Origin of the sequence: Rahnella rivi (assembly GCF_019049655.1) — a bacterium.
Classification (GTDB): Bacteria; Pseudomonadota; Gammaproteobacteria; order Enterobacterales; family Enterobacteriaceae; genus Rahnella; species Rahnella rivi.
The window spans coordinates 12,644-37,003 of sequence record NZ_JAFMOX010000067.1 but is presented as its reverse complement, the minus strand read 5'-3'; the positions used below and the strand labels follow the sequence as shown (position 1 = coordinate 37,003).

24 protein-coding genes are annotated in these 24,360 nt (G+C 55.8%); 14 read left to right on the top strand and 10 right to left on the bottom strand.

All coding sequences use genetic code 11. The features are described from left to right. The first annotated feature begins 33 nt into the window (after positions 1-33). From modA to modC, 3 genes are read left to right on the top strand one after another with little or no spacing between them, the layout of a single operon-like run. Positions 34-807, top strand: a complete 774-nt coding sequence (gene modA / locus J1779_RS23225; protein WP_056771724.1) for a molybdate ABC transporter substrate-binding protein — start codon at positions 34-36, stop codon at positions 805-807. Beyond that, positions 804-1,493 carry a molybdate ABC transporter permease subunit gene (modB, locus tag J1779_RS23220; protein ID WP_122095850.1) on the top strand — a complete coding sequence of 230 codons (690 nt, stop codon included), beginning with the start codon at positions 804-806 and terminating at the stop codon, positions 1,491-1,493. The genes modA and modB overlap by 4 nt, the downstream gene beginning before the upstream one ends. A 1-nt stretch (position 1,494) precedes the next feature. Next, on the top strand, positions 1,495-2,556 hold the full coding sequence (gene modC, locus J1779_RS23215) for a molybdenum ABC transporter ATP-binding protein ModC (RefSeq protein WP_217204914.1): 1,062 nt from the start codon (positions 1,495-1,497) through the stop codon (positions 2,554-2,556). Here modC and J1779_RS23210 read toward each other — a convergent pair. Continuing rightward, positions 2,553-2,816 (bottom strand): helix-turn-helix domain-containing protein, encoded by a 264-nt coding sequence (locus tag J1779_RS23210; RefSeq protein WP_183846227.1) that lies wholly within the window; start codon positions 2,814-2,816, stop codon positions 2,553-2,555. The two genes, modC and J1779_RS23210, sit on opposite strands and share 4 nt — an antisense overlap. A 136-nt stretch (positions 2,817-2,952) precedes the next feature. Between J1779_RS23210 and J1779_RS23205 the strand changes: the two genes are divergently transcribed. Further along, entirely contained in the window at positions 2,953-3,222 is a 270-nt protein-coding gene (locus J1779_RS23205) for a helix-turn-helix domain-containing protein (protein WP_056771737.1), read from the top strand. Between the two features lie 88 nt (positions 3,223-3,310). Here J1779_RS23205 and J1779_RS23200 read toward each other — a convergent pair whose 3' ends face one another. Beyond that, positions 3,311-4,132, bottom strand: coding sequence for a pyridoxal phosphatase (locus J1779_RS23200; protein WP_217204913.1), 822 nt, complete (start codon positions 4,130-4,132; stop codon positions 3,311-3,313). Positions 4,133-4,338: 206 nt separating this feature from the next. Between J1779_RS23200 and pgl the strand changes: the two genes are divergently transcribed. Both pgl and J1779_RS23190 read left to right on the top strand, forming a co-directional pair. Beyond that, entirely contained in the window at positions 4,339-5,340 is a 1,002-nt protein-coding gene (pgl, locus tag J1779_RS23195) for a 6-phosphogluconolactonase (protein WP_217204912.1), read from the top strand. A 265-nt stretch (positions 5,341-5,605) separates the two neighbouring features. Further along, positions 5,606-7,117, top strand: coding sequence for a methyl-accepting chemotaxis protein (locus J1779_RS23190; RefSeq protein ID WP_217204911.1), 1,512 nt, complete (start codon positions 5,606-5,608; stop codon positions 7,115-7,117). 68 nt (positions 7,118-7,185) lie between these two features. Here J1779_RS23190 and J1779_RS23185 read toward each other — a convergent pair whose 3' ends face one another. The 4 genes from J1779_RS23185 to J1779_RS23170 form a co-directional block, all read right to left on the bottom strand. Next, positions 7,186-8,466 (bottom strand): putative acyl-CoA thioester hydrolase, encoded by a 1,281-nt coding sequence (locus J1779_RS23185; RefSeq protein WP_056771751.1) that lies wholly within the window; start codon positions 8,464-8,466, stop codon positions 7,186-7,188. Positions 8,467-8,586: 120 nt separating this feature from the next. After that, the gene (locus J1779_RS23180) at positions 8,587-9,069 is read right to left on the bottom strand and encodes a kinase inhibitor (RefSeq protein ID WP_217204910.1); all 483 of its coding nucleotides are present in this window, start codon (positions 9,067-9,069) and stop codon (positions 8,587-8,589) included. Positions 9,070-9,106: 37 nt separating this feature from the next. After that, complete coding sequence (locus tag J1779_RS23175) at positions 9,107-9,802, bottom strand: type 1 glutamine amidotransferase domain-containing protein (RefSeq protein WP_217204909.1); 696 nt, start codon at positions 9,800-9,802, stop codon at positions 9,107-9,109. A gap of 27 nt (positions 9,803-9,829) precedes the next feature. Next, positions 9,830-10,867, bottom strand: a complete 1,038-nt coding sequence (locus tag J1779_RS23170; protein ID WP_217204908.1) for an NADP-dependent oxidoreductase — start codon at positions 10,865-10,867, stop codon at positions 9,830-9,832. Between the two features lie 271 nt (positions 10,868-11,138). Here J1779_RS23170 and aphA point away from each other — a divergent pair, with 271 nt between their 5' ends. Next, entirely contained in the window at positions 11,139-11,852 is a 714-nt protein-coding gene (aphA, locus tag J1779_RS23165; protein WP_217204907.1) for an acid phosphatase AphA, read from the top strand. Positions 11,853-11,928: 76 nt separating this feature from the next. Here the strand turns inward: aphA and J1779_RS23160 are convergent, their stop codons facing one another. Together J1779_RS23160 and J1779_RS23155 are read right to left on the bottom strand one after the other, a co-directional pair. Continuing rightward, positions 11,929-12,708, bottom strand: coding sequence for an ABC transporter substrate-binding protein (locus J1779_RS23160; protein WP_217204906.1), 780 nt, complete (start codon positions 12,706-12,708; stop codon positions 11,929-11,931). Between the two features lie 41 nt (positions 12,709-12,749). Further along, positions 12,750-13,904 (bottom strand): methionine aminotransferase, encoded by a 1,155-nt coding sequence (locus J1779_RS23155; RefSeq protein ID WP_056772034.1) that lies wholly within the window; start codon positions 13,902-13,904, stop codon positions 12,750-12,752. A gap of 156 nt (positions 13,905-14,060) precedes the next feature. Between J1779_RS23155 and J1779_RS23150 the strand changes: the two genes are divergently transcribed. Continuing rightward, entirely contained in the window at positions 14,061-15,023 is a 963-nt protein-coding gene (locus J1779_RS23150; protein ID WP_217204905.1) for a LysR substrate-binding domain-containing protein, read from the top strand. A gap of 17 nt (positions 15,024-15,040) precedes the next feature. Here J1779_RS23150 and bioA read toward each other — a convergent pair whose 3' ends face one another. After that, on the bottom strand, positions 15,041-16,318 hold the full coding sequence (bioA, locus tag J1779_RS23145; RefSeq protein WP_136376806.1) for an adenosylmethionine--8-amino-7-oxononanoate transaminase: 1,278 nt from the start codon (positions 16,316-16,318) through the stop codon (positions 15,041-15,043). 137 nt (positions 16,319-16,455) lie between these two features. Between bioA and bioB the strand changes: the two genes are divergently transcribed. From bioB to bioD, 4 genes are all read left to right on the top strand, one after another. After that, positions 16,456-17,493, top strand: coding sequence for a biotin synthase BioB (bioB, locus tag J1779_RS23140; RefSeq protein WP_056771775.1), 1,038 nt, complete (start codon positions 16,456-16,458; stop codon positions 17,491-17,493). A 3-nt stretch (positions 17,494-17,496) separates the two neighbouring features. After that, entirely contained in the window at positions 17,497-18,648 is a 1,152-nt protein-coding gene (gene bioF / locus J1779_RS23135; RefSeq protein ID WP_217204904.1) for an 8-amino-7-oxononanoate synthase, read from the top strand. After that, positions 18,632-19,438 (top strand): malonyl-ACP O-methyltransferase BioC, encoded by an 807-nt coding sequence (gene bioC, locus J1779_RS23130; RefSeq protein WP_056771782.1) that lies wholly within the window; start codon positions 18,632-18,634, stop codon positions 19,436-19,438. Before bioF ends, bioC begins: the two co-directional genes overlap by 17 nt. Positions 19,439-19,501: 63 nt before the next feature. Further along, positions 19,502-20,188 carry a dethiobiotin synthase gene (bioD, locus tag J1779_RS23125; RefSeq protein WP_238485282.1) on the top strand — a complete coding sequence of 229 codons (687 nt, stop codon included), beginning with the start codon at positions 19,502-19,504 and terminating at the stop codon, positions 20,186-20,188. Positions 20,189-20,197: 9 nt separating this feature from the next. Here the strand turns inward: bioD and J1779_RS23120 are convergent, their stop codons facing one another. Then, complete coding sequence (locus J1779_RS23120; protein ID WP_056771787.1) at positions 20,198-20,908, bottom strand: ABC transporter ATP-binding protein; 711 nt, start codon at positions 20,906-20,908, stop codon at positions 20,198-20,200. Positions 20,909-21,898: 990 nt separating this feature from the next. On the opposite strand from J1779_RS23120, the gene uvrB reads away from it, so the two are divergent. Beyond that, entirely contained in the window at positions 21,899-23,905 is a 2,007-nt protein-coding gene (gene uvrB / locus J1779_RS23115; RefSeq protein WP_056771790.1) for an excinuclease ABC subunit UvrB, read from the top strand. A gap of 77 nt (positions 23,906-23,982) precedes the next feature. Next, a complete protein-coding gene (locus J1779_RS23110) occupies positions 23,983-24,351 on the top strand; it encodes a VF530 family protein (protein WP_056771793.1) in 369 nt (122 codons plus the stop codon). Positions 24,352-24,360 lie beyond the last annotated feature (9 nt).

Here is a 24,360-nt window from a genome sequence, read left to right as displayed (position 1 = left end):
GCATGAATAACCCATAACAGGCGAGGAAAAATGATGAAAACTTCTTGGGCGAAATTATTGACGGCGACCGTGCTGGTGGCAGGTCTGAACGTTCAGGCGCAGGCCGCAGAGAAAATCACGGTGTTTGCCGCCGCGTCGCTGACTAACGCCCTGCAGGATATCGCCACGCAGTATCAGAAAGAAAAAGGCGTGCAGGTGGTGTCTTCTTTCGCATCGTCATCCACTCTGGCACGCCAGATTGAGCAGGGTGCACCGGCCGATCTGTTCATTTCTGCCGATCAGCAATGGATGGATTACGCCATCGGCAAGCAACAAATTGTCGATAACACCCGTTATACTCTGCTCGGCAATGAGCTGGTGCTGATCTCGGCTAAAACCAGCAAAATCGATAAAGTCGATATCTCTGAAAAAACAGAATGGCTGAAACTGATTGGCGACAGCCGCTTAGCCGTGGGCGATCCGGATCACGTCCCGGCGGGCATTTATGCGAAAGAGGCGCTGCAAAAACTGGGTGCCTGGACCACGCTGGAACCGAAACTGGCGCGCGCCAGCGACGTGCGTGCCGCGATGGCGCTGGTAGAGCGTGAAGAAGCGCCGCTGGGTATCGTGTACGGCTCTGATGCCATCGCCAGCAAAAAAGTGAAGGTTGTCGGTATCTTCCCGGCTGCAAGCCATAAGCCGGTTGAATATCCGATGGCTATTGTTAAAGGCCATGAAAATCCAACGGTCAGCGCGTTTTACGATTACCTGAAAACGCCTGCTGCCGCTGAGATCTTCACCCATTATGGATTTACGCCACGCAAATGATGTTGAGTGAATATGAGTGGCAGGCGGTATTTCTCAGTCTGAAAGTATCGAGCCTGTCCGTAGTTTGCAGTCTGCCACTTGGTATTCTGATGGCGTGGATTTTGGTCCGCTGCCGTTTTCCCGGCAAATCCCTGCTCGACAGCATTATCCATCTGCCACTGGTGTTACCGCCGGTGGTGATTGGCTATTTGCTGCTGGTGGTGATGGGAAGGCGCGGCGTGGTGGGCGAGTGGTTGTACGCGTGGTTCGGATTCAGCTTCAGCTTCAGCTGGCACGGCGCGGTACTGGCTTCTGCCGTCGTTGCCTTTCCGCTGATGGTGCGCGCCATTCGCCAGTCGCTGGAAGCCGTTGACCCCAAGCTGGAACTCGCCGCGCGGACGCTCGGCGCCTCGCCGTGGCGGGTGTTTTTCACCATCACCCTGCCGCTGTCCGTTCCTGGCGTGATCGTCGGCGTGGTGCTGGCATTTGCCCGCTCGCTGGGAGAATTTGGCGCAACCATTACCTTCGTCTCCAACATCCCTGGTGAAACCCGCACCATTCCGCTCGCGATGTACACCCTGATTGAAACCCCCGGCGCAGAGGGCGCCGCTGCGCGGCTTTGCGTGCTGGCTATCCTGCTGTCACTGGCGGCATTACTGATTTCTGACTGGCTGGCAAAGCGCAGCCGAACGCGGCTGGGAGGCTGACATGCTGGAACTGGATTTCAGTCAGCAACTGGGTGATCTGAATTTACAGGTCACACAAACCTTACCGGCGCAGGGCATTACTGCCATTTTCGGGTTATCCGGCGCAGGGAAAACGTCGCTTATCAATGCCATCGGCGGGCTGACAAAAACCGACAGCGGCCATATTTCCCTGAATGGCCGTCTGCTGTCAGATGCGCAGGGCAAGATTTTTCTGCCGCCGGAAAAGCGGCGTGTCGGTTATGTGTTTCAGGATGCGCGGCTGTTCCCGCACTATCGGGTGAAGGGAAATCTGCAATACGGCATGGCGGCATCGATGCGCGGCCAGTTCGACAGTATTGTCCGTTTGCTGGGCATTGAAGCTTTGCTCGACCGTTTTCCGCTCACACTTTCCGGCGGAGAAAAGCAGCGCGTCGCCATTGGCCGTGCGTTACTCACCGCACCGGAAATTTTGCTGATGGATGAACCGCTGGCAGCGCTGGATCTTCCGCGTAAACGCGAACTCATGCCTTATCTCGAACGGCTGGCGCAGGAAGTCAGTATTCCGATTTTATACGTGACGCACAGCCTGGATGAAATTCTGCGGCTGGCGGAAAAAGTCCTGGTACTGGATGCCGGTAAAGTATTGGCGATGGGCACTCTGGAAGAGGTCTGGGCGAGCAACGTGATGCGCCCGTGGCTGCCGAAGGAAGAACAAAGCAGCGTGCTGAACGTCAGCGTGCTGGAGCACCATCCGCGTTACGAAATGACCGCGCTGGCGATCGGCGATCAGCGTTTGTGGATAAGCAAAGTGGACGAAGAACCGGGCACGCCGTTGCGGGTGCGGGTCAATGCCACCGACGTTTCGCTGGTGCTGCAACCGACCGCCAATAACAGCAGCATTCGCAACGTACTGCCCGCGCAGGTGCTGGAATGTCTTGAGGTCGGCAATCAGGTGGAAGTGAAACTGGCGATGGCCGGCCACGTCATCTGGGCGCGTATCACGCCGTGGGCGCGGGACGAGCTGATGATCCGCGCAGGCCAGTGGCTGTATGCGCAGATTAAAAGCGTGTCGGTCAACCGTTAACCTTTTGGCGTATTGAAGTTTTCATACAGGCTCAGAACCTGCTCGGCGAAATCGTCGTCAATAATATAGAAATAGCATTCCGGTACGTTCAGCACGCGCGCGAAATGGCACAAGGTGTCGAAGTTCGGGCTGTACGTCCCGCTCTCATACTGCGATACCCGCGAACGTGCGGTGCTTTCATCAATGCCTCCTAACACACCCAGTTTCTCCTGCGTGAGTTTGGCTTTTTTCCGTGCTGATTTCAGTCTGTGCGGGATCATAGTAAATAACCATATAAACTGTATTGACGTTATGTTAAGCATCCCTTAACATATTGTTGTTTAGAGTTACTGAACGACGTAACGAGAAAGTGTAGACCACATTTCAACGGCTGAACCTACAACAAAAGGAAGAACGATGAAAAAGGAAAGTGACTGGCATCCGGCGGATATCATTGCCGGATTGCGTAAACGGAAAACGTCGCTGGCCGCGGTATCCCGCGAAGCCGGATTAGGGTCTTCGACGCTGGCAAATGCACTGGCGCGCCCCTGGGCGAAAGGCGAAATGATCATTGCGAAAGCGCTGGGGGTGCCCCCGGCGACTATCTGGCCAAGCCGCTATTTCGATGAAGATCACCAGTTAATTCAGCGCCGCGTCCGGCCTGAAAAGCATAAGACGGAATGCTGATGTTCCGCCCGGCATGACATAAAAAAAGCCTTCCTCGTGGCGGAGGAAGGCTTTAACGGTGTCTATGTCGACAGATGTGAACGCGGGATCAGTTCAGGACTTTACTGCGGATAACTTCCGCGATGCCCGGCGTTTCGTGGTCGCCAATTACCAGCGCGGCTCGCTCTTTAATGGCATCGACCGCATTGCCCATCGCGACGCCCAGCCCGACATTTTCCAGCATGCTGAGATCGTTAAAGTTATCCCCGAAAGCCACCACATCCTGCATGCTCATGCCCTGAGATTCGACCCACTCCTGCAAACGACGGCCTTTGCTGTTCCCGCCTTTAGCGACGTCCACCTGATCGTGCCATGACCACTCGCAGGCCAGGCCCAGTTCATTTTCTGCCTGAGCGGCAAAAGTGTGCAGCGCATCCAGATCCTGATGTGAGGTGGCGAATTTCCACACGGACTGCGCTTCATCGGCCGCTTCCCGCAGGCTGTTGACGTGAACGATGTTCGGACGCTGGCCTTCCGGCAGCGTTTCACCCCAGGCGATGGAACGGCTGACGTGGCCGCTCGGTTGCTGATAAAGCATGGCATCATCCACATACAGCAGGCCATGAATGCCGTGATATTCCAGCAGGTCGACCACTTTTTTGGCTTTCACTTTATCCATCGGATCGGAGGTCAGAACCTTACGTGCCTGATAATCATACAGATAGGTGCCGTTACAGCAGATAGCCGGTGTATCCAGCTGTAAGGCCTGGTAAAACGGATGGATCGCGACGTGATGGCGTCCGGTGACGATGACCACTTTGATTCCCTGTGCGCGGGCGTCGGCCAGCGCAGACAAAGATTCCGGCAGAATACGTTTTTGACGGTCGAGCAACGTACCGTCGAGATCAAGTGCGATGATGCGATAAGTCATGGGCAGTCCATCATAGAGTGAGAGGATCGAAGAAATTATCATCATGTTACCGTGTTAAGCCTGCTAATTAAACCTGCAAACCCGCCATACTTGTGCAGTGAATGCCCTGCCGGACGGCCAACAGATTTAGGGCATGGCTGCTGCCGGGTTGTTGGGTTATCCTGAACCACGCTTTCAAATCTAATGAGATTTAATAAGGAGTTGTGATGAAGCAAGTTGTCTACGTTGCCAGCCCTGATAGCCAGCAAATCCACGCTTTTCGTTTAGAGGACAAGGGTGAACTGAGCCTGCTGCAAACCGTGGAAGTGCCGGGGCAAGTACAGCCGATGGTGATCCATCCTGACGGTCACCGTATGTATGTGGGTGTGCGTCCTGCATTTGGCGTGCTCACTTACCGTATCGATCACGAAGGCAAACTCGAAGAAGCGTCGATGGCCCCGCTGCCGGGTAGCCCGACGCATCTGGGTATCGATCTGCAAGGGCGCTTTGTGTTCTCCGCCTCCTACAGCTTCAACAACGTCAGCATTCATCCGCTGGATGAGCAGGGCCACGCGCTGGCACCGACGCAGGTTCTGGAAAATATTCAGGCTCCGCACTCTGCCAATATCGATCCGACCAACCAGTTGCTGATGATCCCGGCGCTGAAAGAAGACCGCATCCGTCAGTTCGATTTCAGCCAGCAGGGCGAGGCCACGCCGCATGACTCCGCCGAACTGCGCACGGTGGAAGGTGCCGGTCCGCGCCACATGGCTTTCCATCCTAATCACCATTTCGCCTACTGTGTGAACGAACTCAACAGCAGCGTGGATGTGTATCAGAAAGACGTGACCAGCGGCGAATACCGTCAGGTGCAGACGCTGGGCATTATGCCTGCTGATTTCACCGGCACCTGCTGGGCAGCAGACTTGCACATTACGCCGGACGGCAAATTCCTGTATGCCTCTGACCGCACGGCCAGCCTGATCTCGGTAATGACCGTATCAGAAGACGGCAGCGAACTGACGCTGGCGGGGCATCACGCGACACAAACGCAGCCGCGCGGTTTCAACATCGATCACAGCGGTCAGTTTGTGATCACTGCCGGTCAGAAATCCGACGCCATTGAAGTAGCGAAAATTGATCCGGCAAATGGTCAGTTGACCACGCTGAAAACTTACCCGGTGGGCAAAGGCCCGATGTGGGTCAGTATTCTGGACATTCGTGCCTGAGACTGAAGGCTAAACAAACCTCAATCAATGCGTCAGGCTTATGATTCATTTTGTGCGGGTGAATAATACCGTCACGTAATAATGATCAAGCCCCTGTATTAAGGGGCTTTTTTATCCCTGAGCTTCCCGTGCTATTGTTAAGACTTATTTTCATCTCCCTCTAAATATTGTGCCTATCAGGTCGATAACTCTCCCGCTATTCACTCATTCTGTGCTGGCCTTGCCACCTCAGAGTCAGTCCTTTTGGTCAATCAGGGAGAAGAAAATGAATGTACTTTCAGGGATCGCTGGCCCCGTTCGCCACGCCACTATCGCTAATAAACTGGGAGCCGGTTTCGCACTGGTGTTGCTGCTGGGCTCGCTCGTGGCGGTATCCGGGATCTACCATCTGACCCGTATTAATGAGCGGGCAGAAAAAGTCACGCTGCTCAAAACCGTCAATGATCTGCTGAGCAGCGCGAAATTTTCCCGCCTGTCCTACATGGCGACCAAAGATCCGAAGTTTGTCGAAGAGAACGCTCAGGCGCTGGATAAACTGGAGGCCAGACTGGCCGAGGTCGCCGCCTATACGTGGGACGAACAGGATCAGCCTCTGGAAGAGGCGATGCCGGAAAACATCCGTCGTTACCGGGAAAGCTGGCAACATACGCTGAATCCTCCGGCCGGGAGCGACGCGCAAGACATCGCCGCACAACTCGCCGCCGCCGGGCTGGCGCTGACCTCAGCATCCAACACGATGCTCGATCATGAAATCGCCAACACCCATCATGAAGTCAGCCAGACCATCACAGAAATGGTGAGCATTGTCATCGCCACCATCATTGCAGGGGCGTTGATTTCATGGCGTATGACCCGCCAGCTGACCCTGCCGTTGCGCCGGACGCTGGCGACGGCGGAGCGCATTGCGGCCGGTGATTTGACTATGCACAACGCCAGCCACAGTTTTGATGAAGTCGGGCAACTGAGCCGCGCCATCGAAGGCATGAACAAGAATCTGCACGGGATCATCGGCAATATCCGCGAAGGCGTGACGCAGGTGTCGCGTGCATCCGGTGAAATTGCTGCCGGAAATATCGATCTGTCGGCGCGCACCGAAGAGCAGGCGGCGGCGTTAGGGCAGACCGCGGCCAGCATGGAAGAGCTGACTTCAACGGTAAAACAAAACGCCGATAACGCCACGCAGGCCAGCCAGCTGGCATCCGACGCCGCAGACACCGCTGCACGCGGGGGCAAGCTGGTGAGTGATGTGGTGGGTGTCATGAAAGAGATTGCCGTCAGCTCGAAGCAGATTTCCGAGATAACCACCGTGATCAACGGCATTGCTTTCCAGACCAACATTCTGGCGCTGAATGCGGCGGTTGAAGCGGCGAGAGCCGGTGAACAGGGGCGGGGCTTTGCGGTTGTCGCCAGCGAGGTGCGCAGCCTGGCGCAGCGCAGCGGGCAGGCGGCGAAAGAGATTGAAGGGCTGATTCAGAAGTCCGTCGCCAACGTGAATAACGGGTCGCAACTGGTCGCTAAAGCGGGTGACACCATGGAAGAGATTGTCGGATCTGTCCGTCACGTTACACAGATTATTCATGAAATTGCCTCGGCGTCGGATGAGCAAAGCAGGGGGATCAGCCAGATTGCGCTTGCCGTAGCGGAAATGGATACCGTGACCCAGCAAAACTCGGCGCTGGTGCAGCAGTCAGCCAGCGCGGCGGCATCACTGGACGAACAGGCGGTGACGCTGGAACGAACGGTGTCCGTCTTCCGTCTGGGTAACGAAGCGCAGTAAGGTCTTCTCTGAAGGAAAAAAAACCGCCGGAGGCAACCCCGGCGGTTTTTTCATCGCATCAGACTGAATTACTTCGCAGGCTGAGTCAGCACGTTGTTGTACTGCCACAGGCGGTTGAAGTTTGTGTCGTTCAGGTTGCGCTGCTGTTTTTCATCTTTCGGCACATTGCCGGCGAACGGACGGCCTGAGAACGCTGCTGCGCCCCAAGGATTCATCTGGTCGTAGCTGTTGTCGAAGCTGCTGTCGCGGATAACCAGCTGGCTGCTGGCACCGTCCACATCCCACGCACGGCCCATTTTCGCTTTCGCTGCCTGCTCGAAACCACGGTCGCCGGTCAGATTACTGTCGATGACCAGGAAGCCATAAGGCGCATTGGCCGGAGTATTCGGGGCGAAGACAGACGCTTCTTTCACGCCACGGCTGCTGACGGTGTGGAATTCCACATGGTCAAACACCGCAAGGGCACGGCCAAACACGTAATCCACATCACCCACGATCAGGCTGTTGTGCACGTAAGCGCGGCTGTAACGGTTGTTGTCCGTTTCGTTATGGATGTTGGCGGTATTGACCATATAGGTGTTCTGACGGCCAATCAGGCGCACGTTATCGATCACGACATTGTCGCCATCGGTACGCAGTGCCACGGCGGAATGATCGCCTGCGTCAACGGTGTCGAGGGTGGCATTACCGATCGTCAGGTTCTGCAGTTGCAGACCGTTGCTTTGTGACCAGACGGTGGCAGAACAGCCGGTGCCGATAGTGTCGGTGGTCAGCGTTGCGCAGTTTTTATACATGTAGAATGCGCGATCGCCTGGCAGAAACTGGCCGTTAGGGCTGACGGTTGCACGGTAAGTTGCCGGTGTGCTGGCCGCTTCCAGACCCTGAGACAGGGTGACGTCAGAAGGGCTGGTGCCTGCACCGAATAAGGTGACTGGCGGAGAACCTGCCGGAATGTAAACCGCGCCGGTATAGGTGCCTGGCAGGATCTTGATGAAGATGCGTTCACCGTGGTTACGCACGGCCAGCGCTGCGTTCACCGCCAGCTGTACGTTAGTGTATGCCGCGCCGTCGGTACCCAATTGCGGGCCGACCACGAAGTCTGTTTTTACGCCATCCGTGCTGGCCAGTTTAGGGAACCAGCCCTGTTTCTGAACCTGCAAAGAAGGGCCGCCAAAGGCCAGATAATTTTTTGTTGTGAAGTTGGCCGCTTCGTCCGCAGATAACACGGGCAGGGACGCGGTGCCCGGAGCAACCTGGCTTGATAAGCCTTCGTGGCTGCTGCTACATGCCGCCAGGAACAGGCTGGCTGACAACACAGCGCACGCGCGCGACAGGGTGGAAATATTCACTGTGACTGACTCCTTGATGAAGAACATTATTCTTTTTTTAAAAGTTGCGGTGAAAGCCGCAATAAAAAACGGTGGTCAGCAAAACTGACCACCTTTTCTGGTTCTTTTATACCACAGGAATCAGCTGTATATCACTGTCAGTGATGCTTTGCCGAGCGTATGGAAGTGCACGTTGAAACCGAGGTAGGCACCGCTGGCCTCTTCGTTGACGTCGAGATGTTCCACATCAAGGGCATACACGGTGAAATGGTAGTGGTGATGCTCGCCCTGCGGAGGTGCTGCGCCGCCGTATCCGGCCTTGCCGAAGTCCGTACGGGTTTGCACGGCACCGGCAGGCAGACCGCCTTTGCCGGAACCTGCGCCCTGCGGCAACGCGCTGACGTCAGCCGGAATATTGGCGACGCCCCAGTGCCACCAACCGGAGCCGGTAGGCGCATCCGGGTCATAGCAGGTGATCACAAAACTTTTGGTGCCTTCCGGTGCGCCGGACCAGGCCAGATGCGGTGACAGATTGTCGCCGGTGTAGCCCATACCGTTGAAGACCTGCGTTTCCGGCATTTTCTCGCCGTCGCGCAGATCGTTGCTGGTCAGTGTAAATGCCATAAAACCCTCATCTGATAGTGTGTCGTTGTTCGTCAGATTACTTGCCAGCCGCCTCAGCGCCCAGCATTTTCAACAATGCCTTAGCAACGTCGGTTGAAGAGGCCGGGTTCTGGCCGGTGATCAGTTTTCCGTCGGTCACGGCATAAGAATGCCAGTCGGCCGCTTTACTGTAATCCCCGCCATTTTTTTTCAGCTCATCTTCTACCAGGAACGGCACGATGTCGGTGAGGCCCACGCCATCTTCCTCGCTGTTACTGAACCCGGTGACGCGCTTGTCCTTCACCAGCGGCGTGCCGTCTTCGAGCAGAACATTGCGCAAAACGCCCGGCGCATGGCAGACGGCGGAAACCGGTTTACCCGCTTTCCAGAATGCCTGAATTAACGCGATGGAATGCGCATCTTCTGCCAGATCCCACAACGGGCCGTGACCGCCCGGATAAAACACCGCATCAAAGTCTGCGGCGCTGACGTCGGCGAGTTTCACCGTCGTGGCCAGTGCGTGCTGCGCCTCTTTATCCTGCCGGAAGCGATCGGTGGTTTCTGTCTGGGCGTCCGGCTCATCGCTTTTCGGATCCAGCGGCGGCTGACCGCCTTTCGGTGAAGCCAGCGTCAGCGTGGCACCCGCATCCAGAAATTCATAATAAGGCGCGGTGAATTCTTCCAGCCAGAAACCGGTTTTCTTGCCGGTTTCGCCGAGTTTATCGTGCGATGTCAATACAATCAGTAATTTCATGTTACCTCCTGTGGACGTCAGCAGGGATTAATCCTGCCCGACACGGACAACCAGTTTGCCAAAGTTTTTCCCCTCAAGCAGCCCGAAGAATGCCTGCGGTGCGTTTTCCAGACCTTCCACGATATCCTCGCGGAACTTCACTTTACCGGCCTCAAACCATTCGCTCATTTGCGCCGCGAATTCATGATAACGGTGGCCGTAATCATCAAAAATAATGAAACCTTGCATACGCAGGCGTTTCTTAAGGATAGTCCCGGTCAGCAGCGACAGACGATCCTGCCCCTCATTCAGGCCGGTGGCGTTGTACTGTGAAACCAGCCCGCAGACCGGAATACGCGCTTTGGTGTTGAGCAGTGGCAGCACAGCATCAAACACCTCGCCGCCGACGTTTTCAAAGTACACGTCGATACCGTCCGGGCAGGCGGCTTTCAGGCGCTTATCCAGATCGGGTGCGCGGTGATCCAGACATTCGTCGAAACCGAAATGCTCAACCGCGTAGCGGCATTTCTCTTCACCGCCGGCAATACCGACCACGCGGCAGCCTTTGATCTTACCGATCTGCCCGACCAGCGAACCGACCGGGCCGGTCGCCGCGGCCACAACCAGCGTTTCGCCTGGCTTAGGTTCGCCGATATCCAGCAGGCCCATAAAGGCGGTAAAGCCCGGCATACCCAGCACACCCAGCGCCAGGGAAGGTTGTTTCAGCGCGGCGGCTTCCAGTTTCTTCACGGTTTTGGCGTCTGCCACCGCGTAATCCTGCCAGCCGGTGCTGCCGACCACCAGATCGCCGGTTTTGAAATCCGGGCTGTGAGATTCGACCACGCGGGAAACGGCGCCGCCGGTCATCACTTCACCGATTTGTACGGGCGCAGCATAAGAAGGCGCATCGCTCATACGGCCGCGCATGTACGGGTCGAGTGAAAGCCACACGGTGCGCAGTAATAACTGACCGTCTTTGGCCTGCGGTAAAGGGGATTTTTCGAGGCGGAAATTTTCGTCAACGGGTTTACCGTGAGGGCGTGAAGCCAGCACGATGCGGCGGTTTTCGGACTGTAATTGAGGCATACCTGTTCCTTTCCGTTTGCGTATAAGAGCGTTAAAAATGTAAACAATAGGGAATAAGTATAGGACGCGAAGTCATTTGCGCATAAAGCGGTTGATGCTGTACCCGGCTAAGTCAGACGATTCTGCATCAAAGTGTGATCATCATCTTTTCCTATGATACCCGCCGGGAAATCCCTTTTCCCGGGAGAGGTACACAGGTATGTTTGGTAAGATTTTTGACCAATTGCTCCATCTTATCTTTAAGATTAATAAGCATAAAAAAGGGATCACGATGCGTAAAACAACACTGGCACTCAGTGCCGTTTGCCTGATGCTCAGCCTGAATCACTCTGCGGTTGCCAAAGAGTCCGCACCTGCGCCGCTCTATCCGGGCGTCAACGTGGCGCAACTTGCGCAACAGTCGCCGGTACACTGGGTATCCGTCGCACAAATCGAAAACAGCCTGCAAGGGCGCGGGCCGGTGTCGGTCGGGTTTGATATTGATGATACGGTGCTGTTCTCTTCGCCGGGCTTTTATCGCGGGCAGCTCGAGTTCTCGCCAGGCAAACAGGATTATCTGAAAAACCCGCAATTTTGGGAAAAGATGAACAACGGGTGGGATGAGTTCAGCATGCCGAAAGAAGTGGCGAAAGGCCTGATTGCCATGCACATCAAACGCGGTGACAGCATTTATTTCGTCACCGGCCGCAGCGAAACCAAAACCGAGACGGTCACCAAAACCTTGCAGGAAGATTTCCAGATCCCACAAGACAAAGTGAATCCGGTGATTTTCGCCGGTGACAAAGCGGGGCAGAACACCAAAACGCAGTGGCTGAAAGACAAGCAGATCAAGATTTTCTACGGCGATTCCGACAACGACATCACCGCAGCGCAAGCCGCAGGTGCCAGGGGCATCCGTGTTCTGCGTGCGTCTAACTCAAGCTATAAACCGCTGCCGCAAGCCGGCGCCTATGGCGAAGAAGTGGTAGTGAATTCGGAATACTGACGGGCAGTAAAGCTGCAACACAAAGCATCAGCAGATAATGCCAGTTGATCATGTCAACTGGCATTGGCTCGAAAATTTACTTCACGCTCACATCAATATCGCCGAAATATTTCTTCGACAGCGTTTGCACGGTGCCTTCCTGCTTCACTTTGGCGATAGCTTTGTCGAGTTTCTCTTTGGTGGCGGTATCGCCTTTACGCAGACCGAACGCAATGCCGTTGCCGAGGATCTTATCGTCCCGCACGGCGTCACCGACAAATCCGTAATCTTTTCCGTCCGGACGGGACAGGAAACCGGTCTGACCGGCAGGAGCCAGGACTAATGTGCCGTCAAGCCGGCCCGAGGAGAGATCCAGATAAACCTGGTTCTGATCCTGATATGACACCACATCCACGCCTTCAGGTGCCCAGTGCGCCTTCGCATAACTTTCCTGAATCGAACCCTGTAATACGCCGATGTGTTTCCCTTTTAGCGAGTCAACGACAGGCAGCAGGCCGGAGTCTTTTTTAGCGATCAGTTTGCTGGGTACGCGGTAAATGACGTCCGTAAAATCAATGGCCTGACGGCGTTTTGCGGTGACGTTCATTGCGGAGTTAATGGCGTCAAATTTTCGTGACTGCAGGGCGGCAATCAGGCCATCGAAAGAGGTGTCGTACCATTCGCATTTTACGCTGGCGGCAGCGCAGACGGCGTTGCCCAGATCGATATCAAAACCCTGTAATTCGCCGGTGGCGCTTTTAGATTCGAACGGCGGATATTGCGCTTCCAGGCCAAATTTCAGCGTGGAACCGTCAGCCAGTGCGGAGAAAGACGCCACGGCGCAACCTAACAGTAATGCGATTTTCAATTTTTTCATTATTCACAATTCCCCAGCGTGATGCAGATAAATACAAAGGCTCAGACGCGACACAGGCGGCGTGCGCCTTCATACAACGTGTCGTTATCTTTGGCGAAACTCAGGCGGATAAGCCCGGTGGGTTTGTTATTGCTGTAAAACGCCGACAGCGGAATCGTCGCAATCTGATGATCACGGATCAAACTCAGCACAAATTCGTCGTCGGAGAGCGGGCTGAAATGGCTAAAACGCGCCAGCATAAAGAAACTGCCACGGCTGGGCAGTAATTCAAAGCGGGATTCACTGAGCGCGTCAGCCAGCAAATCACGCTTTTGCTGATAGAAATCCGCCAGCCCGAGATAACTTTGCGGATCCGCCATCGCTTCGGCGAAGGCGACCTGCATCGGCGTGTCGGCGGAGAACATCATAAACTGATGCACTTTGCGGATCTCATTCATCAGTTCTTCAGGCGCCAGGCAGTAACCGACGCGCCAGCCGGTGACGTGATACGTTTTGCCGAACGACGACACAATGACGCTGCGCTCCGCCAGTGGCGGGTGACAGGCCATGCTCTCGTGGCGTTCGCCATCAAACACCACGTGTTCGTAGACTTCATCGGACAAAATGATGATGTCGGTGTTTTCCGTCAGCGCGGTCAGGCGTTCAATGTCGAAATCGGAAAAGATGGCGCCGGTCGGGTTGTGCGGGCTGTTGATGATGATCATTCGCGTGCGGCTGTTGATGGCACTCGCCACCTGATCCCAGTCGATGCTGAAATCTTCCATCGACAGGCTGATAGCGACCGGTTTTGCCCCCTGCAATCGCACAATCGGCGCGTAACTGTCGAACGAAGGTTCGAAGTAAATCACCTCATCGCCCGGATGCACCAGCGCGCTGATGGCGGAGTAAAGCCCTTCGCTGGCGCTGGCCATGACCGTGACCTCCGCATCCGCGTCATACTGGCACCCGTAAAGTGCCTCGACTTTCGCTGACAACGCATGGCGCAATGCCGACACGCCGCTCATCGGGGCATATTGGTTATGACCTTCACGCATGGCTTTGGTCACGCTGTCGATAAGCGACGGCTGACAGGAGAAATTCGGTGCGCCCTGCGACAGATTAAGGGCATTGTGCTCGGCGCTCAGCTGACCAATCACCGTAAAAATGGTGGTGCCGACGTCCGGTAATTTTGACTGCGGTAACAGTGCGCTTTTCATGGCAGACTTCCCAAAAAATTCAGGCCAGACGGCCATCAGTGGGTCAAAACAGGTGTTCAACGATTAAGCAACAGTTCCCCTGTGCCGACAATAGAAAATTTGTCATACTCGCTATGACTTTTCGTCATGGCTTATTGCGGTTTTAACGAGGTATGTGTGGCCCTTTCTCCTGAACTGTCGCATCTCAATGCGCTGAATTTACCCTCGCTCAATGTGCTGAAAACCTTTGCCGTCGTGGCGCAGACACTGAATCTGACCCATGCCGCGACCTTACTGCACATCACGCAGGGCGCGGTCAGCCGTCAGATTACCGGGCTGGAAGTGGCGCTGGGTTATCCGTTATTTTTACGTCAGGCGCGCGGGTTAACGCTGACCCCGCGCGGCGCACAGCTCTTGCCACCGGTACAGCAGGCGCTGGCACTGATGGGGGATGCCCTGAAACGTGTCGGTTCTCATCCCGATACCTTACGCATCAAATGCCCGACCTGTTCGATGCGCTGGCTATTGCCGCGGGTGATCCAGCTGCAAAACGACCGGCCGGATATGCGTATTGAGCTGACGGCCTCGATTGCTCATGGTGTGGATTTCAGCAATGAACATTTTGACGCGGCGGTCATTTTTGGCCGCCCGCCGGAGTCACCGCGCCGCGCACATCATCTGTTTGATGAAGTGCTGACGCCGGTGTGCACGCCAGATTTTTTACCGCGTCACAACGGGCATACCGAAGTCGCCGATCTGGCCGATAAAACCCTGCTGCATCCGACACGTGATCGTCGCGACTGGCTGATGTGGCTGCGGGAAGAGGGGGTGCAGAGTTTGCCGTCAGGCAAATCTCAGCATTTTGATACGCTGGATCTGGCGATCAATTCGGCGTTACAGGGGTATGGCGTGGCGATCGGGGATCTGACGCTGATCGAAGATGATTTGCAGGCGGGCAGGGTGATAGCACCTTTCCCGCTGTGTGTCGCAAGCGGCGCAGCTTACACCCTGTTGTATCCGGAAAATCCCACGCCCGCGCTGACCGTGGCGATAGAGTTTCTGACCGAAGAAGCGCGGCTCAGCCGTGAGAAACTGAGCGCGCTGCTTTCCACCTCTCATCGCCTGGTCAGCGCCCTGTAGCGTTGCTTTCGCAGGCGTTAATACAGCGCCGCCAGCGCACCGGCAATCGCGCCGGTAAGCCGGGTCAGTTCGGCGGATGAGATGATGTAAGGCGGCATCAGATAAATCAGTTTGCCAAACGGGCGGATCCACACGCCTTCGGCCACGAAGTGTTTTTGCAACTGCGCCATGTTCACCGGCTGATGCATCTCCACGACGCCAATCGCGCCAAGTACCCGCACGTCCGCCACCGCCGGGTGTTCAGCCAGCGGCTGCAATTCGGCACTCAGTTGTTTTTCAATGCTGAATACCTGCGCCTGCCAGCGGTTTTCCGACAACAAGTGCAGGCTCGCATTGGCGACCGCGCAGGCCAGCGGGTTGCCCATAAACGTCGGGCCATGCATAAAGCATCCGGCCTCGCCGTTACTGATCACCTCGGCCACATGACGGGTCGTCAGCGTGGCGGAAAGCGTCATGTAACCGCCGGTCAGGGCTTTGCCGAGACACAAAATGTCCGGCGAAATTCCCGCGTGGTCGCAGGCAAACAGCTTGCCGGTGCGGCCAAAACCGGTGGCGATTTCATCGGCAATCAGCAGCACGCCGTACTCATCGCACAAGTGGCGCACGCGTTTGAGATACAAAGGATGATAAATCCGCATCCCGCCAGCGCCCTGTACCACCGGCTCTAAAATGACCGCCGCGATCTTGCGGTGATTCTCTTCCAGCATTCTGGCGAACGGTGCGATATCCGCCTCGTCCCACTCCCCGCCAAAACGGCTTTGTGGCGCATCGGCAAACAGATGCTGCGGCAGGTATCCCTGATACAAACTGTGCATCGAATTTTGCGGATCGCACACTGACATCGCGCCAAACGTATCGCCATGATAGCCGTTACGCAGCGTCAGCAAGGTCTGGCGTTTTTCACCGCGCGCCTGCCAGTATTGCATCGCCATTTTCAGCGCCACTTCGACCGCCACAGAACCGGAATCCGCCAGAAACACGCATTCCAGCCCGGCAGGCGTCATCTCAACCAGGCGGCGCGACAGGGCCACCGCCGAAGGATGGGTGATCCCGCCAAACATCACGTGGGACATTTTGCCGATTTGTTCGATCGCCGCCTGATTCAGCTGCGGGTGATTATAACCGTGGATCGCCGCCCACCAGGACGACATGCCGTCCACCAGCTCGCGGCCATCGGCGAGATGCAACATGACGCCCGAGGCAGATTCGACCGGATAGGCAGGCAGCGGTTTGGTCATAGACGTATAAGGATGCCAGATGTGGCGCTGGTCGAACTCGAGATCGGCGGGGTTCATAAAACCGTCCTGCGGTGAATAAGTTGTAAACTAAAAAATATAATTATCGTTGACCGTAAACTAAAACGAATCGAGAATGGTTGACAGTATACCGACCATAAAAACGTTCACGAAACATTTATTTTGGAGTTGTCGCGATGACCACCCGCACCCAATGGACGCTTGAGAAGACTCAGGCACTGTTTAACAAACCTTTTCTGGAGCTGATGTTTGAAGCTCAGCAGATCCACCGTCAGCACTTTGATCCGCGCCAGGTGCAGGTCAGCACTTTGCTGTCGATCAAAACCGGCGCCTGCCCGGAAGACTGTAAATATTGCCCGCAGAGTTCCCGTTACAAAACCGGGCTGGAATCAGAGCGTCTGATGGAAGTCGAGCAGGTGCTGGAGTCGGCGCGTCAGGCGAAAGCCGCCGGTTCCACCCGATTCTGCATGGGCGCCGCCTGGAAAAACCCGCACGACCGCGATATGCCCTACCTTGAGCAAATGGTGCAGGGCGTGAAAGAGATGGGGATGGAAACCTGCATGACGCTCGGATCGCTCAATACCACGCAGGCGCAACGTCTGGCGCACGCCGGGCTCGATTTCTACAACCATAACCTGGATACCTCGCCGGAATTTTACGGCAGCATCATCACCACCCGCAGTTATCAGGAACGTCTGGACACGCTGGCGGAAGTGCGCGGTGCCGGCATTAAAGTCTGTTCCGGCGGGATTGTGGGTTTGGGTGAAACGGTGAAAGACCGGGCCGGTTTGCTGATGCAGCTGGCGAACCTGCCGGTGCCACCGGAAAGCGTCCCGATCAACATGCTGGTGAAGGTCAAAGGCACGCCGCTGGCGGATAACGACGACGTCGATCCGTTCGATTTTATCCGTACCATTGCTATCGCGCGCATCATGATGCCGCAATCTTACGTGCGCCTTTCCGCAGGCCGTGAGCAGATGAGCGAGCAGACGCAGGCGATGTGCTTTATGGCCGGTGCCAACTCCATCTTCTATGGCTGCAAATTGCTGACCACGCCAAACCCGGCGGAAGACAAAGATTTAATTCTGTTTGGCAAACTGGGGCTGAACCCGCAGACTTTCGAAACCGAGATGGGCGATAACCAGCAGCAGGCAGCGCTGGCAGAACAGCTGGTTCATGCGGATACGCCACAGTTTTATAACGCTGCCGTCTGATTCATGAGCTGGCAAACGCGGATCGACGCCGCGATTTTGGCCCGTCAGCAGGCCGCCGCTTTCCGAGTGCGGCAGCCAAACCGGGGCGGCAGCGCCCGCTATCTGACACAGGGCGACCGCCGCTATCTGAACTTCTCAGGTAATGATTATCTGGGGCTGAGTCAGGACGCTGAGGTGATCGCCGCCTGGCAGCAGGGCGCGGCGAAATATGGCGTCGGCAGTGGCGGTTCCGGGCACGTCACCGGCTACAGCGATGCGCACGCAGAGTTTGAGCAGCAGCTGGCAGCCTGGCAGGGCTATCCGCGCGCGCTGCTGTTCATCTCAGGTTTTGCTGCCAACCAGGCGATTCTGGCGGCGCTGATGCAAAGTGAGGATCGCGTGCTGGCCGACAAACTCAGCCATGCTTCCTTGCTGGAAGCCGCCGCCCATGCGCCTTCGCAGCTGCGTCGTTTTCATCACAATCAGCCGGGATCCTTACAGCGCTTGCTGGAAAAACCGGTGAACGGGGAAACGCTGGTGGTGACTGAAGGCGTGTTCAGCATGGACGGCGATGCCGCACCGCTGGCAGATCTGCATAACCTGTCCCAGGCACATGGCAGCTGGATGATGGTCGATGATGCGCACGGAGTGGGCGTTATCGGCGAGGCAGGGCGGGGAAGTTGCTGGCAGCAGGGCATTCGCCCGGAACTGCTGGTGGTCACCTTCGGTAAAGCGTTCGGCTGCAGCGGAGCGGCGGTATTGTGTGATGATGCGACCGCAGATTACCTGTTGCAGTTCGCCCGTCATCTGATTTACAGCACCGCAATGCCCGCCGCACAGGTGTGTGCGTTACAGGCATCGCTGGCGCGGATCCAGCAAGACGACGGCCTGCGTGATAAACTGGCCGCCAATATTGCCCGTTTTCGTTCAGGTGCCGCCGGATTGCCTTATGCGCTGACCGGCTCGCAGACCGCGATCCAGCCCGTTATTGTGGGCGAAAATCAGCCCGCGCTGGATCTGGCCGCCAGGCTGCGCGAGCGCGGGTTGTGGGTCAGCGCCATCCGTCCACCGACGGTACCGCCGGGCAGTGCGCGGTTGCGTATCACGCTGACGGCGGCGCACGGGCCTGAAGATATCGATTTTTTGCTGGAGTCCCTTCATGGGTGCAGTCACTGAATTAGTGAATAAACAAGCGGTGGCCGACGCGTTCAGTCGTGCCGCCATCAGTTATGAAAACGCCGCACAACTGCAGCGTGACGTGGGGGAGGAATTGCTGTCTCTCGCCGCGCCTTATCTGAAAATGTACGGTCTGGACGGGACAGGGAATACCGTCGTGGATGCAGGCTGCGGCACCGGTTATTTCAGCCGCTTCTGGAAAGCGCAGGGGCAGAATGTCATTGCGCTGGATCTCTCCGAAGGCATGTTAAACCGCGCCAGGGAACTGGATTCGGCTCAACAGTATGTGCCAGGCGATATCGAGCGTCTGCCGTTTGCGGATAACTCTGTCGATATCTGTTTCAGCAATCTGGCCGTGCAGTGGTGCAATGCATTGCCCCGTGCGCTGGAAGAGATGCACCGCGTGACCCGCAACGGCGGGCTGGTGCTGTTTTCGACGCTGGCGGAAGGTTCGCTCAATGAGCTGGCCGCTGCCTGGATGAAAGTAGACGGACGTCGTCACGTGAACAAGTTTCTCACGCCGGACAAAATTGCCGAGGCCTGCGCGCCGTACCGCCATGAAGTCACCTTCAGCGATCACATTGCAGAATTCCCGGACGTGATGTCGCTGATGCGCTCACTGAAAGGCATCGGCGCGACGCACATTAAAAATGGCCGCATCGGCGGGCTGGGGGGCCGGGAACGCCTTCAATTGCTGGAAAAACACTACGTTCGCCGCGACGGCATCCTGCCCCTCAACTACCGGCTGGTCTACGGCATTTTGCAGGTCGAAGAACTGATCCCACGCTGACCGACTCCTCCCCTGTGAAGGGGAGAGAGCTAAACCCACACCAGATTTTTAGCAGAATAAATCATGACAAAATACTTCATCACCGGTACCGACACTGAAGTCGGTAAAACCGTCGCGACTACCGCATTTTTACAGGCCGCAGCGCGTGCCGGACACACCACCGCCGGGTACAAACCGGTGGCTTCTGGCAGTGAAATGACGCCGGAAGGACCGCGCAACAGTGACGCGCTGGCGCTGCAGGCGTTCAGCACTGTGGGTTTACGTTATGACGAAGTGAATCCGTGCACCTTTATCGAACCGACCTCGCCGCACATCGTCAGCGAACTTGAAAAGCGTCCGATCGATCCGGCGGTGTTATCGCAAGGGTTGCGTAACCTCGAACCGCTGGCAGACTGGGTGGTGGTGGAAGGCGCAGGCGGCTGGTTTACGCCGCTCACCGCCAGTTACACCTTTGCCGACTGGGTGAAGGCTGAACAGTTACCGGTCGTGCTGGTGGTCGGTATGCGCCTGGGGTGTATCAACCATGCCGTGCTGACCGCGCAGGCCATCGCACACAGCGGTTTACAGCTTGCGGGATGGATTGCCAACGATATACAGGAAACGGGGAAGCATCATCAGGCGTATATCGATACGCTCACGCGTATGCTGCCTGCGCCACTGCTGGGCGAGATCCCGTACCTGTTAACCGGGCCTGACGGCAATCTGGGGCAATATCTCGATCTGACCCGCCTCGGCCACACTGAGCGTTAAAACCGGCTGTCAGAAGGTCAGATAGTCTTTGACCAGTGTATCGTCGAGCTGTGCCAGCGTGCCCTGCGCGACGTTACGCCCGCCATCAACCAGACAGAACCGGTCAGCGACGGTGCGGATAAAGGGCAGCTTATGGCCCACCAGCAGCAGCGTCAGGCCGAGATCACGGTTAAGACGGTGAATGATATTCCCCATATTCGCTGCCATCGCCGCGCTGGTGTGCTCGGTCGGCTCGTCAAGGATCAGCAGTTCCGGCTGCTGAACCAGCGCGCGGCTGATCGCCAGTTGCTGTTGCTGGCTCTCATCGAGCTCTCCCGCCTTGCGTGCTCCCATCTCCTTAAGTACCGGAAACAGGTCGTACACCTGCTCAGGCACGCGACGCGTCTTATTCCGGCTGGACATCATGGCAATTTGCAGATTTTCATCGACGCTCATCTGCGAAAAAATCTGCCGCCCTTGCGGCACGTAGCCAATGCCCATCTGCGCCCGGCTTTCTACCGGCAAATTCAGCAAACTTTGCGGTTCTTCATTGGCTGATTGCCAGAAAATCGCGCCGCTTTTCACCGGCAGATGCCCCATGATGCAGTTAATCAGCGTGGTTTTCCCCACGCCGTTTCTGCCGATAAGCCCGGTACATTGCCCGCGATAAAGCTCGAGATTGATATCCCAGAGAATGTGTTTTTGACCGTAATACTGATTAACTGATTTTACACTTAACATCAGACCTCCCTCGCTCACGGAGCTTTCCGCTGAACATCACTTTGACGGCCACTGTCATTTTTCTGACATTTTTATTCCACTGTTTGCACCTTACGCAGCGGAATGCTTCATAAAATCTCTCACAGCAGGGAATTTGCAACTCTCAGGCCAAGTTTCTTGTGGTGACAATAAAAAGAGAAGTTACCGGGCTGTTAACGCGGCGGCGGGCAGGGATTTCGGATTATTCATAAGCAATGCTCAGGTTTTGATGTGGTTCACAGTGCATATGGAGAATAGCGCTGCACTTTGCCAGTGCCGGGTTCACTGATTTTGGTGCAAGAGGGTGGGGCATATTTTGTTCAGCCGTCCTTCAGAGTTGGGGTTTTGGTTTTTGCAAGAAACTTACGCCCTGAAATTCAGTCAAAATAGGCATAAATAAGGTGATAAAAAAGATAAAAAATAACTAAAAAAGACCACTCAGAGGTCCCGGATGCCTAAATGAGGTTTTTTACTAACTCCCGCTGTATGCGGCGCGCTGTGACTTATCCACTATTCCTGTGGATAACCTTGTGCATGAGAGTGAGAAAAGATGCTACAGGCGAGACGGGACGCGGGTTGCGCTCGGTTTGCCCGTATTCGCAGCTTTTTCATGAAGTGATTTATTATCAACAGGTTAGTTAAAAGCAATACGGTCACAATTCTGTCGTCTTCACTGTGTCAGTTTTCGTCAACCTGTTGTCAGTAAGTTATCAGATGATAAATTTTGGGGATAAATGTCATCTGATGGTGAAAAGAGGGGATTGTCATCACCTAAAAAAGTGCAGGTAAGGCAACCGGTTAAGCCTTGTGTGAAGAATAGTCATTGGAGGCTGGTTTTATATACAGTATTATAGCGGCGGTAAAAATCAAGAGTGGCAAAAAGCGCGGAGTCTTCCATACTCATTCACCGCCCACGGTCTTGTTCTTTTAGAATGGTCTTGTGCGTTTTCTTCTTCAGTCAGGTAGCCCGTCATGAGTAAAGTGTTCAAACTGCATTCCGAATTTAAACCATCAGGCGATCAGCCCGACGCGATACGTCGTCTCGAAGAGGGGCTGGAGAACGGCCTGGCCCATCAGACGCTGCTGGGTGTAACCGGCTCCGGCAAAACCTTTACCGTGGCGAATGTGATCGCCGATCTGAACCGCCCGACGATGGTGCTGGCGCCCAACAAAACGCTGGCCGCACAGCTCTACGGCGAAATGAAAGAGTTCTTCCCGGACAACGCCGTCGAATATTTTGTCTCTTACTACGATTACTACCAGCCCGAGGCGTATGTCCCGAGCTCTGACACTTTTATCGAAAAAGATGCCTCGGTAAACGAACACATTGAGCAGATGCGTCTTTCGGCCACGAAAGCACTGCTGGAGCGTCGCGACGTGATCGTGGTGGCGTCCGTGTCGGCGATTTATGGTCTGGGCGATCCGGATCTGTATCTCAAAATGATGCTGCATCTGACCAAGGGCATGATTATCGATCAGCGCTCTATCCTGCGCCGTCTGGCCGAACTGCAATACGCCCGCAACGACCAGGCGTTTCAGCGCAGTACCTTCCGCGTGCGCGGCGAAGTGATTGACGTCTTCCCGGCGGAGTCAGACGATCTGGCGGTGCGCATTGAGCTGTTTGATCAGGAAGTTGAGCGGCTGTCGCTGTTTGATCCCCTGACCGGTCAGGTTCAGCATGAAGTGCCGCGTTTCACCATCTACCCTAAAACGCACTACGTGACGCCACGCGAGCGTATCGTGCAGGCGATGGAAGACATCAAAATCGAACTGGCCGACCGGCGCAAAGTGCTGCTGGACAACAACAAGCTGCTGGAAGAGCAACGTATCAGCCAGCGCACGCAGTTTGATCTCGAAATGATGAATGAACTGGGCTATTGCTCCGGTATCGAAAACTACTCGCGCTATCTTTCTGGCCGCGGGCCCGGCGAGCCGCCACCGACGCTGTTTGACTATCTGCCCGCCGATGGCCTGCTGATTGTCGATGAGTCCCACGTCACCATTCCGCAAATCGGCGGCATGTACAAAGGCGACCGCTCGCGTAAAGAAACTCTGGTGGAATACGGATTCCGTCTGCCGTCCGCGCTGGATAACCGCCCGATGCGCTTTGAGGAATTCGAAGCCGCCGCCCCGCAAAGTATCTACGTCTCGGCGACGCCCGGCACCTATGAGATGGAAAAATCCGGTGGCGATGTGGTGGAACAGGTGGTGCGTCCGACCGGTCTGCTCGACCCGCTGATCGAAGTGCGCCCTGTAACGACTCAGGTTGATGACCTGCTGTCTGAAATTCGCAAACGTGTTGCCATCAATGAGCGTGTGCTGGTCACTACGCTGACCAAACGTATGGCGGAGGATTTGACCGAGTATCTGGAAGAACACGGAGAGAAGGTGCGTTACCTGCACTCTGACATCGATACCGTGGAGCGCGTGGAGATCATCCGTGACCTGCGTCTCGGCGAATTTGATGTGCTGGTCGGCATCAACTTACTGCGTGAAGGGCTGGATATGCCGGAAGTGTCGCTGGTGGCGATCCTCGATGCGGACAAAGAAGGCTTCCTGCGTTCGGAACGATCGCTTATCCAGACCATTGGTCGCGCGGCGCGTAACCTCAACGGTAAAGCCATTTTGTACGGCGACCGCATCACCAAATCGATGGCAAAAGCTATCGAAGAAACAGAGCGACGCCGCGCCAAACAGGAGCAGTACAACCTGGAAAACGGCATCACGCCGATGGGCCTGAACAAAAAGATTTCCGACATTCTGCAACTCGGTCAGCCAAAGACCAAAAAGAACAAAGACAAGCGGGATGCCGAAGCGGCGCAAACCTTCAAGTCACTTACGCCAAAAGCGCTGGAGCAGCGCATCAAAGAGCTGGAAAGCAAGATGTATGCGCATGCCCAGAATCTGGAGTTCGAAGAGGCAGCCAATACGCGCGACGAACTGCATGCCCTGCGCGAACAGTTTATCGCCGTTTCGTAAACTCCGCCGCGCGCAGTGCCGGCAACAAACAAAAGTGCTAGACTGCGCGCCCTGAATTTTGTTGAGTGAGCTTGCTGATGACTGATACACCACAAAACCCCGGTGCGGCGAAAGACCCGTTGCACGGCGTCACGCTGGAAAAACTGCTGACAACGCTGGTGGATAACTTCGGCTGGCCGGCGCTGGCTTCGCAGGTGAATATCAACTGCTTTAAAAGCGACCCAAGTGTGAAATCCAGCCTGAAATTCCTGCGCCGTACCCCCTGGGCGCGCAAGGAAGTCGAAACGCTGTATCTGGATTTTATCGAAGGCCACCTGCGTCCGGACATGACGCGCAGCAAACGCCGCACACCGCTGTCGGCGCAGGCGCCGCAAAAACCTAAAGTCAGCACCGCCAGCCCGGCGGCTGACAGCCCGTGGAATAACCATCCGCTGGTGAAAAAGTAATTCAGGTTT